The sequence below is a fragment of the Streptomyces sp. NPDC050433 genome (assembly GCF_044458565.1).
Taxonomy (GTDB): domain Bacteria; phylum Actinomycetota; class Actinomycetes; order Streptomycetales; family Streptomycetaceae; genus Streptomyces.
The window spans coordinates 1-12,562 of record NZ_JBITIB010000026.1; the positions used below are offsets into that span (position 1 = coordinate 1).

Consider the following 12,562-nt stretch of genomic DNA (forward strand, 5'->3'; position numbering starts at 1 on the left):
GGGGCGCCGGCCCGCGGGGGGCCGGCTGGGCCGGCGCGGCGGTCGGGGCCCCCCCCGGCCCCGTGCGCATTCCCGGGCGTCCACCGGGTTACCGGGGGGGCCCCCCCGCGGGGGGGCCCACCGCCTTTCACCGTCTCGTCACGAGCGCGGGACCGCGATCAGCTGAAGGAGTCGCCGCACGCGCAGGAGCCGGAGGCGTTGGGGTTGTCGATCGTGAAGCCCTGCTTCTCGATCGTGTCGACGAAGTCGATGGAGGCACCACCGAGGTACGGGGCGCTCATCCGGTCGGTGACGACCTTGACGCCGCCGAAGTCCTTCACGACGTCGCCGTCCAGCGAGCGCTCGTCGAAGAACAGCTGATAACGGAGACCGGAACAGCCGCCGGGCTGGACCGCGACGCGCAGCGCGAGGTCGTCCCTGCCTTCCTGGTCGAGCAGGGCCTTGACCTTGCCCGCGGCGGCGTCGGACAGGAGGATGCCGTCGCTCACGGTGGTGGTCTCGTCCGATACGGACATCTGCTTCTCTCCCGAGGTGGGGCCTCCCCGCCGGGGCAGGGGAAGTGCGGACTCATTGCCGACAGCTACAACCGTCACGGCCGCGGATTCATTCCGGGCCCCGCCGCTCGCCTCGTCTGTCGTTCGTGCTCGGTGGGTCCCCTTCATGCTCGCACACCGGGCCCGAGAGGGGCACGGGTCACGTTCACGGGAACGCGTCACATCGACGCTATCGACATCGTCAAAGTGACGTGAAGGGGTTATCATAGATAATGTCATTTAGACGAGAAGGCTCTCCGCAGAGAAGAAAGGGTGCGTGACGTGACCACGGCCCAACCCCGTCAGGATCTCGCAGTCCAGCCGACGCCTCTCGCCCTGCTCCTGCTCGGCCGCGAGGCCGACCCCCGGAGCGAGCGCGGTGTGGAGTGCCCCGGTGACCTGCCGTCGCCGTCAGACCCGGATCTGGTCGAACGCGCCCGCGCGGCGAAGGAGAAGCTCGGCGAGAAGGTCTTCATCCTCGGCCACCACTACCAGCGCGACGAGGTCATCCAGTTCGCCGACGTGACCGGGGACTCGTTCAAGCTCGCCAAGGACGCCGCCGCGCGCCCCGAGGCCGAGTACATCGTCTTCTGCGGCGTCCACTTCATGGCCGAGTCGGCGGACATCCTGACGGCCGACGACCAGAAGGTCGTCCTGCCGGATCTGGCCGCGGGCTGCTCCATGGCGGACATGGCGACGGCCGAACAGGTCGCCGAGTGCTGGGACGTACTGACCGACGCGGGCATAGCCGAGCGGGTCGTACCCGTGTCGTACATGAACTCCTCCGCCGACATCAAGGCCTTCACCGGCAAGCACGGCGGCACCATCTGCACCTCGTCCAACGCCGAGCGGGCCCTCAACTGGGCCTTCGAGCAGGGCGAGCAGGTCCTCTTCCTGCCCGACCAGCACCTGGGGCGCAACACGGCCGTCCGGGACCTGGGGCTGTCCCTGGAGGACTGTGTCCTCTACAACCCGCACAAGCCGAACGGCGGTCTGACCGCCGAGGAGCTGCGGAACGCGAAGATGATCCTGTGGCGCGGGCACTGCTCCGTGCACGGCCGCTTCTCGCTGGACTCGGTCAACGACGTCCGTGAGCGGATCCCCGGAGTGAACGTGCTGGTCCACCCGGAGTGCAAGCACGAGGTGGTCTCCGCCGCCGACCACGTGGGGTCGACCGAGTACATCATCAAGATGCTGGAAGAGGCGCCGGCCGGCTCGAAGTGGGCGATCGGCACCGAGCTGAATCTGGTCCAGCGGCTGGCGAACCGGTTCGCCGCCGACGGCAAGGAGATCGTCTTCCTCGACAAGACGGTGTGCTTCTGCTCCACGATGAACCGCATCGATCTGCCGCACCTGGTGTGGGCGCTCGAATCGCTCGCCGAGGGCAAGGAGATCAACCGGATCCAGGTCGAGAAGGAGACGGCGGACTTCGCCCAGCTGGCGCTGGAGCGGATGCTCGCACTGCCGTAGGCGGTGAGCTCCAGGGAGCAGCGGTAAGGGGCGCCCGCCAATGGCGGACGCCCCTTACTCATTTACTGCTCCGGACCTCGGTCAGACGTTGACCGGCTCCGGCGACGGCACGTCGGTACGCGGCGGCGTACCGTCGCCGCCGTCCCCGCCGCCCGACTTCGCCGCACGCTTCGCCGCCTTCTTCTTGGCCCGGCGCTCCTTGCGGAGCTCGACCATCGAGTAGAGCGTCGGGACCAGCAGCAGCGTCAGGAGCGTCGACGTCAGCAGACCGCCGATCACCACCACGGCCAGCGGCTGGCCGATGAAGCCACCCTCGCCGGTGATCCCGAGCGCCATCGGAAGCAGCGCGAAGATCGTGGCCAGCGCGGTCATCAGGATCGGGCGCAGTCGGTGCCTGCCGCCCTCGACGACCGCCTCGACCACGCCGAGCCCCTGCGACCTGTACTGGTTGATCAGGTCGATCAGCACGATCGCGTTGGTCACCACGATGCCGATCAGCATCAGCATGCCGATCATCGCCGGCACACCCAGCGGTGTACCGGTGACCAGCAGCAGACCGATCGCGCCGGTCGCCGCGAACGGGATGGAGACCAGCAGGATCATCGGCTGGACCAGCGACCTGAACGTGCCCACCAGCAGCATGAACACGATCGCGACGGCCGCCAGCATGGCGAGCCCCAGCTGGAGGAACGCCTCGTCCTGGTCCTCGGACACACCGCCGATGGAGGCGGTCGCCCCCTCCGGCAGGTCGAGCGCGCTGATCTTCGACTGGAGCGTGGTGCCGACCGCGCCGGTGTTGTCACCGACCGGCCTCGCGGTGATCGTCGCGGCCCTGGAGCCGTCGATCCGGGTCATCGACAGCGGACCCGGCGCGAGCTTCACATCGGCGATCTGACCGAGCTTCACGCCGCCGAGCGGCAGCGCCTTCAGCTCGGCGATCGTCTTGGCGGGCTTGGCGGACGTGACGTACACGTCGCGCTCGGTGTCACCGAGGATCGCCTTGCCCGACGGCGTACCGCGCACGGCCTGGCCGACGGCCATCCCGAGCGTGGTCTCGTTGAACCCGGCGTCGGCGGCCTTGTCGTTGGCCTTGACCGAGATACGCGGGATGCTCTGCGCCAGGTCGCTCTGGACGTCGGTGACGTCGTCGATGCCGGCGACCTCGTCCCGTACCTGCTCGGCGGCCTTCGCCAGGGTCTTGGCGTCGGACGCCTTGACGACGACGCTCAGGTCCTGGCTGCCGAAGCCGTCGCCGGCCGAGATGGTCGTCTCACCGATGCCGTCCAGCTCGCCGAGGGCCTTGTCGATGGCGTCGCTGGTCCCCTCGTACGTCCCCGAGTCCTTCAGCGTCACCTGGTAGGACGCCTGGTTGGCACCGGTACCGCCGCCGAACGCCGCCATGAAGCCGGAGGAGCCGACGGTGACCTGGTAGTCCTTGATCTCGTCGAAGCCGGCGAGCGTCTTCTCGACCTTCTGCGCCGCCGCGTCGGCCGCCTCCAGGCTGGTGCCCGGCGCCAACTCCTGCTTGACGGTGAGGACTTCCTGCTCGCCCTGGTCGAAGAAGTTGGTCTTGAGCAGCGGCGCCATGGCGAACGTACCGAGCAGGATCACGAACGCCAGGACGACGCTGGTGATCCGGCGGCGGGTCGCGAAGCGCAGCACCCTGACGTACAGCCGCTGCATCCGGCTGTTGGACTCCTTCTCCTCCGCGATCCGGCGGGCCTCGGCGGGGTCGATCCCGCGTACGGCCTTCGGGGCGCGCAGGAACCAGTACGAGAGCACGGGGACCACGGTGAGCGAGACGAGCAGCGAGGCCAGCAGGGCCGCCGTGATCGTCAGCGAGAACGAGCCGAACAGCTCGCCCACCATGCCGCCCACGAGGCCGATCGGCAGGAACACCGCGACCGTGGTGAGCGTGGAGGCGGTGACCGCGCCCGCGACCTCCTTGACCGCGGAGGTGATCGCGAACTCGCGCTCCTCGCCGTAGCCCAGGTGCCGCTTGATGTTCTCCAGGACCACGATCGAGTCGTCGACGACACGGCCGATCGCGATGGTGAGCGCGCCGAGCGTGAGCATGTTGAGCGACAGGTCGCGGGTCCACAGCACGATCAGCGCGAGGACGACGGAGAGCGGGATGGAGACCGCCGTGACCAGCGTCGAGCGGATCGAGGCCAGGAAGACCAGAATCACGAGCACCGCGAAGAGCAGACCGAGCGCGCCCTCGGTCGTCAGACCGGAGATCGACTTGGAGACCGCCGGGCCCTGGTCGCTGACCACGGTCAGGTCGGCGCCTTCGCCGAGGTCCTTGCGGAGGTCCGGCAGCTTGTCCTTGACGGCGTCGGAGATGGCGACGGCGCTGCCGTCCTTGTCCATGGTGGCCATCACGGCGAGGCTGGGCTCGCCGTTCGTGCGGGTCAGGGACGTCGCCTCGGACGGCTCCTGCTCGACGCTCGCGATGTCACCGAGGCGTACGGGGGCACTGCCCTGCTCCCCGCCACCCTGCCCTGCGGCGCCCGGCTGCGGACCGCCGACCCGCAGGTCCTCGATCTGCTTCAGCGAGGTGAAGCCGCCGCCGACCTGCACGGTGCGGCTCTTGCCGTCCTCGGAGAACGAGCCCGCGGGGAGAGTCGCGCCGCCCGCCTTCAGCGCCTCCGAGAGCGCCATGGAGTTGAGGCCCGCGGCTGCGAGCTTCTTCTCGTCGGGGGTGACGGAGACCTGGAGGTCCCTGACACCGTCGATGGTGACCTGGGCGACGCCGTCGATGTCCTCGAGCGCCGGGACGACCGTACGCTCCAGCCGGTCGGCGAGCGCCTGCTGGTCCTCGCCGGAGGAGGCGGCGAGGACGACGGTCGGGATGTCGTCCGTGGAGCCGGCGATGACCTGCGGGTCGACATCCTCGGGCAGCTGCGCGCGGGCGCGGTTCACGGCCTGCTGGATGTCGGCGACCAGCTGTTTCGAGTCATCTCCGCCGAAGTCGAAGCTGGCCATGATCACGGCGTTGCCCTCGCTCGCCGTGGAGGTGACGCCGGTGATCCCGTCGACGGCCTCGATGGAGGCCTCGATCGGTTCGACGACCTGCTTCTCGACCACATCGGGCGAAGCGCCCTGGTAGGGGGCGAGAACCGAGACCATCGGAAGTTCGATGGAGGGCAGCAGCTGCTGCTTGAGCTGGGGGATCGCGATGGCTCCGAAGACAATCGCGATGATCGATATCAGCCCTATCAGGGCCCGTTGCGCGAGGCTGAATCTGGACAGCCAGGACATGGGGTCTCTCTCCTGTGGTGTACGCGTGCAGAAGGGCGCAGGGGCCCTTCTATACGATCTGCCATCCGAGAGTGCCGATCGGGCGACCCGAGGGCGATTTCCTTACGGGCCGCATACCGCGCCTGGAGTACGCAACGGCGGGTGCCTACTCCACCCTTGGACGTACCAGGCCCGATTCGTAGGCGATTACCACCAATTGGGCCCTGTCCCGCGCCCCCAGTTTGGCCATGGCCCGGTTGACATGAGTCTTGACAGTGAGCGGGCTGACCACCAGACGCTCCGCGATCTCGTCGTTCGAGTGGCCGCCGGCGACGAGGACGAGGACCTCGCGCTCGCGCACCGTCAGGGCGGCCAGCCGCTCCGAGTACGCCGCCGAGTCGGGTCCCTCGTCCGCGCTGCCGCCCTGCGCCAGGAAGGTCGCGATGAGCCCCTTCGTCGCGACGGGCGACAGCAGCGCCTCACCGGCGGCGGCGATCCGGATGGCGTTGAGGAGTTCTTCGGGCTCGGCCCCCTTGCCGAGGAAGCCGGAGGCACCTGCCCGCAGCGACTGCACCACGTACTCGTCGACCTCGAAGGTCGTCAGCATGACCACCCGCACCCCGTCCAGCTCCGGGTCGGCGCTGATCATGCGGGTGGCGGCGAGACCGTCCGTACCGGGCATCCGGATGTCCATCAGGACGACGTCGGCCTTCTCGGAACGGGCCAGCGCCACGGCCTGGGCCCCGTCGGCCGCCTCGCCCACGACCTCCATGTCCGGCTCCGAGTCCACCAGCACCCGGAACGCGCTGCGCAGCAGTGTCTGGTCATCGGCCAGCAGCACCCTGATCGTCATCTGTCCTCCCCCGTACGCGCCTTGACCGGCAGTATCGCCTGCGTACGGAAGCCGCCCCCGTAGCGGGGGCCCGCGGTGAGGGTGCCGCCGAGGGCGGTGACACGCTCCCGCATACCGAGAAGGCCGTGGCCGCTGCCGTCGGCGGGCTCGCCGGTGCCCGTGCCGTTGTCCAGGACGGTGACCTCGACGGTCGGGCCGACCCGTACGACACTCACCTCGGCCTTCGCGCCGGGCCCCGCGTGCTTGCGCACATTGGTCAGCGCCTCCTGGATGATGCGGTACGCCGCGAGGTCGACGGCGGCGGGCAGACGCGCCTCCGCATCGGCTCGGGCCACCTCGACGGGGAGCCCCGCGTGCTGGAAGGTGCCGACGAGTTCGTCGAGGAGCGCGAGGCCGGGGGCCGGTTCGGTGGGAGCGGCCGGGTCGCCGGACTGGCGGAGCAGGCCGACGGTGGCGCGCAGTTCGCTGAGCGCGGAGCGGCTGGCCTCGCGTACGTGCGCCAGTGCCTCCTTGGCCTGGTCGGGGCGCTTGTCCATGACGTGCGAGGCGACTCCCGCCTGGACGTTGACCAGCGCGATGTGGTGCGCGACGACGTCGTGCAGGTCGCGGGCGATCCGCAGCCGCTCCTCCGCGACCCGGCGGCGCGCCTCCTCCTCGCGGGTGCGTTCCGCGCGCTCGGCGCGCTCCCGTATGGCGTCGATGAAGGCGCGGCGGCTGCGTACCGCGTCTCCGGCGGCGCCGGCCATACCGGTCCAGGCGAAGATGCCGAGGTTCTCCTGCGTGTACCAGGGGGTGGGTCCGGACAGCATCGCGGCGACCGTCAGCGTGGCCATGGTGGCCAGGCCGACGCGCCAGGTGGTGGGGCGGTCGGTGCGCGAGGCGACGGTGTAGAGGGCGACGACGGTGCTCATCGCGACCGGCGAGGCCGCGTCGCTGGCCAGCAGCTCGGCGACACTCACGGCACCGGTGAAGGCGAGCACGGGGAAGGGGTTGCGGCGCCGGAGGACGAGGGCGCCCGCCCCGAGGACCATCAGGACCACGCTGCGCAGACCGGGGGCCTCCTGGTCGAACGCGGGCAGCGCGTTGTGGCGGGGGCGCGGGTCGGCGAGCGCGCCGATCAGCATGCACACGAGCACGGCCGCGGCCAGCCCGGCGTCGAACGCGAGGGGGTGGGCTCGCAGCCAGCTCCTGACGCGGTCGAAGCCGGTTCCGAGTGAGGTCACAACCGAACGGTACGGCGTACGGCGCCGTACGGATGCGATCCGGTCACCGGCAGTCCACCCCGGCACGCTCCGGAGGGTCTTCCCAAGAACACCGCCGGCCGGGCACAGCACGATGCCCCGTGCGGTGGCACGGGGCATCGGGAGTGCCGGAGCGTGGTGCGGGGCGGGGCCGGAGGGATCAGGGGGACGGGATCAGACCGTCGTCGCTGAGCAGTGCGCGCACTTCTTCGAGCGTGGCACCCGGAGCGGGCAGAATCAGCCCCGACGGCTCCAGGGAGTCGTCGGGCACCGGCTCGCCCAGCTCGCGCACCTTGCCCAGGAGCGCGTGGAAGGTCCGGCGGAATCCGTCCTCGTCAGCCGCGTTGATCTCGGCGAGAAGTTCGTCGTCGAGCTTGTTCAATTCGGCCAGGTGACTGTCCCCGAGCTTCACCTGGCCCTCCCCCATGATCCGTACGATCATGACGCGCCCTTAGCTCTTGTCGAATTTGTTCGGAGTCCCCGAGGACTGCGAGTCGCCCTGCTTCTGGTCGGCCGCACCGCCCTCGATGGCCTGCTGCGACGACGAACCGCCCGCCAGCTCGGCCTTCATCCGCTGAAGCTCCAGCTCCACATCCGTACCACCGGAGATCCGGTCCAGCTCCGCGGCGATGTCGTCCTTCGCCAGCCCGGAGTGGTCGTCCAGGGCACCGGAGGCCAGCAGCTCGTCGATCGCGCCGGCCCGCGCCTGGAGCTGCGCGGTCTTGTCCTCGGCACGCTGGATGGCCATGCCGACGTCGCCCATCTCCTCGGAGATGCCCGAGAAGGCCTCCCCGATCCGGGTCTGCGCCTGCGCGGCCGTGTAGGTCGCCTTGATGGTCTCCTTCTTCGTACGGAAGGCGTCGACCTTGGCCTGGAGGCGTTGGGCCGCGAGAGTGAGCTTCTCCTCCTCGCCCTGCAGCGTGGTGTGCTGCGTCTCCAGATCGCTGACCTGCTGCTGGAGGGCGGCGCGGCGGGACAGCGCCTCACGCGCCAGATCCTCGCGGCCGAGCGCCAGCGCCTTGCGGCCCTGGTCCTCCAGCTTGGTGGACTGGCCCTGGAGCTGGTTCAGCTGCAGTTCCAGCCGCTTGCGCGACGTGGCCACATCGGCGACGCCGCGGCGCACCTTCTGAAGCAGCTCGAGCTGCTTCTGGTACGAGTAGTCGAGGGTTTCGCGCGGATCCTCAGCCCTGTCCAGGGCCTTGTTGGCCTTCGCGCGGAAGATCATCCCCATACGTTTCATCACACCGCTCATGGGCTTCGCGCGCCCCCTTCTGACGGACTCCGGATCCAGCACTCCTACAGAACCCACAGTACGGGCCCTGCCTCTATTACCGCACTGTTCGGGCACGGATGGGCTCATCCCCAAGGACGACTGGCCCCCGTGCCGCTCCGGCGCAGGGAGTAGGTGATCTTCGGGGGCAGTGGGGGCTTAAGTCCCCTCTGCACCAGTACAGACGTCCGCCGTTGCCGGATCGTTCCCCTCCGGGGTGGGTCGGCCGGACATCACCCCGTACCCTTGTGCTTTGTGTTCCGTAGCCGCTCCAAGGACGAGAAGGCCCCCACCGGCAAGGTGACGGCGGACCTCTCCACACAGACCCGTGACCCGCAGGCCCCGAAGGGCCGCCCGACCCCCAAGCGCAGCGAGGCCCAGACGCAGCGCCGCCGCGCCTCGACGGCGCCGACCGACCGCAAGTCGGCGATGAAGAGACAGCGCGAGGCCCGCCGGATAGATCTGGCGAAGCAGCGCGAGGCGCTGGCCAGTGGCGACGAGCGTTATCTGCCGGCCCGCGACAAGGGGCCGGTGCGCCGCTTCGTCCGCGACTACGTGGACGCGCGCTTCTGCATGGCCGAGTTCTTCCTGCCGCTCGCGGTGATCATCCTCGTACTGAGCATGGTCCGCGTCGGCCAGCTGCAGAACATCGCGCTGCTGCTCTGGCTCGGCATCATCGTGCTGATCATCGTCGACTCCATCGGCATCTGGATCCGGCTGAAGAAGCAGCTCGCCGTGCGCTTCCCGAACGAGCCCAAGCGCGGCGCCGTCGCCTATGCCCTGATGCGTACGCTCCAGATGCGCCGGCTGCGCCTGCCGAAGCCGCAGGTCAAGCGCGGGGACCGGCCCTGAGCACTGGGGCATCCGGCTTCACGGGAGGATCCGCCGGCTGGCTGGCGGGACTCGGCGGACTGCGGAACATCGTCCGCCAGGAGCTGGTCTCGCGGCAGCTCGACGAACAGCTGGCCGCGCGCTATCCGGTCGGACAGCGGCTGCGGGTGCTGGACGTCGGGATGGGTCAGGGCACCCAGGCACTGCGGCTGGCGCGTGCCGGGCACGCGGTGACCGGGCTGGAGTCCGATCCGGAGATGATGGCCTCGGCGCGTGCGTCGCTGGAGGCCGAGCCCGCCGGGATCCGTGAGCGGGTCAGGCTGGTCGAGGGCGACGGGCTCGAGACCGGGGTGCACTTCCTGCCGGGCAGCTTCGACGTGGTGCTCTGCCACGGCGTGCTCATGTACGTCGAGGAGCCGGACGCCATGCTCGCGGGGCTCGCCAGGATGCTGGCACCGGGCGGGCTGCTCTCGCTGCTCGTACGGAACGCGGACGCGCTCGCCCTGCGGCCGGGGATCGCCGGTGACTGGGCGGGGGCGCTGGACGCCTTCGACTCCCCCACGTACACGAACAGACTGGGCCTGCCGGTCCGCGCGGACCGGCTGTCCGCGCTGACGGCGACGCTGGCGGGGATCGCGGCGCCGCTCCACACCTGGTACGGGGTGCGGGTCTTCTCCGACAACATATCCAACGACGCGGAGCTGCCCCCGGCGGCCGAACTGGAGCGGCTGCTGGCCGCGGAGGACCGGGCGGGGCGTACGGAGCCGTACCGAAGGGTCGCGGCGCTGCTGCACCTGTGCGGCGTACGGGGATGATCGCGGGCACCGCGCGGGGGCGGTCAGGCGCACGCGCCCGTAGCGCGTCCGTACGGATGTGAGCACCACGGGGACGACCGGGACGGTCCGGCAGACGCACAGCGGCAGCAACAGCGACAGCGACGACAAGAGCGACGTGAAGACGGGGACGGACGGCGCGGAGAAGACTCCGAAGCTGTCCGCCGGGGAGACATGGCGGGCCCTGTACGGGCACTTCCGGCCGCACCGGTGGATCGTCGCCCTCGGCGCGCTCCTCACCCTCGTGGGCGCCGCCACCGGGCTGGCGCAGCCACTCGCGGCCAAGGCCCTGGTGGACCGGCTCGGTGAGGACGGCTCGATCACCGGGATCCTGCTGCTGCTCACCGCTCTGGTGGTGCTCGGCACGGCCGTCGAGTCGGTCGGCGCCTACATCCTGGAGCGGACCGCCGAGTCCGTCGTGCTCGCCGCCCGGCGCGGCCTCATAGGGAGGCTGCTGCGGCTGCGGCTGCCCGAGGTCGAGCGGACCCAGCCGGGCGACCTGATGTCGCGCGTCACCTCGGACACCACGCTGCTGCGCGCCGTCACCACGCAGTCGATCGTCTCCGCCGCGACCGGCGGGCTCACCTTCGTCGCGACGATCGTGCTGATGGCGTTCATGGACCCGGTGCTGCTCGGGGTCACGCTCGGTGTGATCGTGCTGATCGGCGGCGCCTTCGCGCTCGTCCTGCCGAAGATCGCGCAGGCCACCCAGCGTTCGCAGGAGGCGGTGGGACGGATCTCCACCGTCCTGGAGCGCGCCTTCGGCGCCTTCCGGACCCTCAAGGCGTCGGGCGCCGAGGAGCGGGAGGCAGCGGTCGTGGAGGAAGCCGCGCGGGACGCCTGGCGGCATGGCGTCAGTGCCGCGAAGTGGCAGGCGCTCGCCTCCTCGTCGATCGGCCTCGCCATCCAGATCTCGTTCCTGGCCGTGCTCGGGATCGGCGGGGCACGGGTCGCGTCGGGCGCCATCTCGATATCGACGCTCATCGCCTTCCTGCTGTTTCTCTTCTATCTGATCGACCCGGTGTCACGACTGGTCGAGGCGGCGTCGCAGTACCAGGTCGGTACGGCGGCCGTCGCGCGGATCATCGAGGCGGAGCGGCTGGAGATCGAGCGGGTCGATCCTCCCAAGGAGGCGCCGGTGGACGGGACTTCGTACGCCGCCTCCGTGTCCTTCGAGGACGTCGTCTTCCGCTACCGCGACGGGCTTCCGCTCGTCCACCACGGCGTCTCCTTCGAGGTGCCGGGCGCCGGGATGACGGCCTTCGTCGGCCCCTCCGGCGCGGGCAAGACGACGGTGTTCGGTCTGATCGAGCGGTTCTACGACGCGACGGGCGGCCGGGTCCTGATCGACGGCAGGGACGTGCGGGACTGGCCGCTGGGCGAACTGCGCGCGGCCATCGGGTACGTCGAGCAGGACGCGCCCGTGCTGGCGGGCACGCTCCGGGAGAATCTGGTCTTCGCCGCGCCCGCCGCCACCGACGAGCAGATCAGGGACGTGCTCGTACGGACCAAACTGGAGCGGCTCGTGGAGCACCTGCCCGAAGGGCTGGAGACACTGGTCGGCCACCGCGGGTCCAAGCTGTCCGGCGGTGAGCGGCAGCGCGTGGCGATCGCCCGCGCGCTGCTGCGCGGGCCCCGGTTGCTGCTGCTGGACGAGGCGACGTCGCAGCTGGACGCGGTCAACGAGATGGCGCTGCGGGACGTGGTGGCCGAGGTGGCCAGGGAGGTGACGGTGCTGGTGGTGGCGCACCGGCTGTCGACGGTCACGCTGGCGGACCGGCTCGTGGTGATGGACGCGGGGAAGGTGCGGGCGGTGGGCACGCACGCGGAGCTGGTGCGGAACGACCCTCTGTACGGAGAGCTGGCGGCGACGCAGTTCCTGGCGTCGGCCCGCTGAACCGGGCGCCTCGGGGAGGTTCGCTCTCAGGCGCCGGACGGGCTTGCCGCCGGGCGCCCGAGAACGAACCGCGAACCCGCTGTCAGGCCTCGTCGGGCGTGCTCTCCGGGTCGGCCTGAAGGCTCATCGGCCCGTAGATCTCGCTGTTGTCCTCGAAGAGCGTCACCTGGTCGGCGCCGCCCTCCAGCAGCTCCTTCCAGGCCTCACCGATCCAGGACTCGGCGTCGCCCTGCGTGGTGAACTCCTCCGGTTCCACGGCCGGTTGGACCTCCGTCCCGTCGGCCTTCTCGAACCGCCACGTCCACGCCATGTCCGCCTCCCGGGGCCCGCCGAAATGATCCGCTTGCTGCCCGCAGCGTAGCCGGGCGCGCACCCAGCGCGGTGACACGGG

Annotated in this window: 11 protein-coding genes; 4 read left to right on the forward strand and 7 right to left on the reverse strand. The window is 70.2% G+C overall.

The window, feature by feature from the left end; translation table 11 throughout:
* Window positions 1-158 precede the first annotated feature (158 nt).
* Window positions 159-515: an iron-sulfur cluster assembly accessory protein gene (locus ACIBLA_RS27705; protein ID WP_023542295.1), complete on the reverse strand. Its 357-nt coding sequence runs from the start codon at window positions 513-515 to the stop codon at window positions 159-161.
* A gap of 300 nt (window positions 516-815) precedes the next feature.
* Between ACIBLA_RS27705 and nadA the strand changes: the two genes are divergently transcribed.
* Complete coding sequence (gene nadA, locus ACIBLA_RS27710; protein ID WP_363246726.1) at window positions 816-2,003, forward strand: quinolinate synthase NadA; 1,188 nt, start codon at window positions 816-818, stop codon at window positions 2,001-2,003.
* Window positions 2,004-2,084: 81 nt separating this feature from the next.
* Here nadA and ACIBLA_RS27715 read toward each other — a convergent pair whose 3' ends face one another.
* The 5 genes from ACIBLA_RS27715 to ACIBLA_RS27735 all read right to left on the reverse strand — a co-directional run bounded on the left by ACIBLA_RS27715 (window position 2,085) and on the right by ACIBLA_RS27735 (window position 8,592).
* Window positions 2,085-5,267: an efflux RND transporter permease subunit gene (locus ACIBLA_RS27715; RefSeq protein WP_399200196.1), complete on the reverse strand. Its 3,183-nt coding sequence runs from the start codon at window positions 5,265-5,267 to the stop codon at window positions 2,085-2,087.
* 145 nt (window positions 5,268-5,412) lie between these two features.
* Window positions 5,413-6,099: a response regulator gene (locus ACIBLA_RS27720; protein WP_399200197.1), complete on the reverse strand. Its 687-nt coding sequence runs from the start codon at window positions 6,097-6,099 to the stop codon at window positions 5,413-5,415.
* Window positions 6,096-7,322: a sensor histidine kinase gene (locus ACIBLA_RS27725; RefSeq protein ID WP_399200198.1), complete on the reverse strand. Its 1,227-nt coding sequence runs from the start codon at window positions 7,320-7,322 to the stop codon at window positions 6,096-6,098. The genes ACIBLA_RS27720 and ACIBLA_RS27725 overlap by 4 nt, the downstream gene beginning before the upstream one ends.
* Window positions 7,323-7,500: 178 nt before the next feature.
* Complete coding sequence (locus ACIBLA_RS27730; RefSeq protein WP_363246722.1) at window positions 7,501-7,782, reverse strand: hypothetical protein; 282 nt, start codon at window positions 7,780-7,782, stop codon at window positions 7,501-7,503.
* 9 nt (window positions 7,783-7,791) lie between these two features.
* A complete protein-coding gene (locus ACIBLA_RS27735; protein WP_363246721.1) occupies window positions 7,792-8,592 on the reverse strand; it encodes a PspA/IM30 family protein in 801 nt (266 codons plus the stop codon).
* A gap of 273 nt (window positions 8,593-8,865) precedes the next feature.
* Here ACIBLA_RS27735 and ACIBLA_RS27740 point away from each other — a divergent pair, with 273 nt between their 5' ends.
* From ACIBLA_RS27740 to ACIBLA_RS27750, 3 genes are all read left to right on the forward strand, one after another.
* Window positions 8,866-9,462 (forward strand): DUF3043 domain-containing protein, encoded by a 597-nt coding sequence (locus tag ACIBLA_RS27740; protein ID WP_399200200.1) that lies wholly within the window; start codon window positions 8,866-8,868, stop codon window positions 9,460-9,462.
* A 41-nt stretch (window positions 9,463-9,503) separates the two neighbouring features.
* Entirely contained in the window at window positions 9,504-10,256 is a 753-nt protein-coding gene (locus tag ACIBLA_RS27745) for a methyltransferase domain-containing protein (protein WP_363246729.1), read from the forward strand.
* A 136-nt stretch (window positions 10,257-10,392) separates the two neighbouring features.
* Window positions 10,393-12,171 carry an ABC transporter ATP-binding protein gene (locus ACIBLA_RS27750; protein ID WP_399200264.1) on the forward strand — a complete coding sequence of 593 codons (1,779 nt, stop codon included), beginning with the start codon at window positions 10,393-10,395 and terminating at the stop codon, window positions 12,169-12,171.
* 82 nt (window positions 12,172-12,253) lie between these two features.
* Here ACIBLA_RS27750 and ACIBLA_RS27755 read toward each other — a convergent pair whose 3' ends face one another.
* Entirely contained in the window at window positions 12,254-12,481 is a 228-nt protein-coding gene (locus tag ACIBLA_RS27755; protein WP_363246719.1) for a hypothetical protein, read from the reverse strand.
* Window positions 12,482-12,562 lie beyond the last annotated feature (81 nt).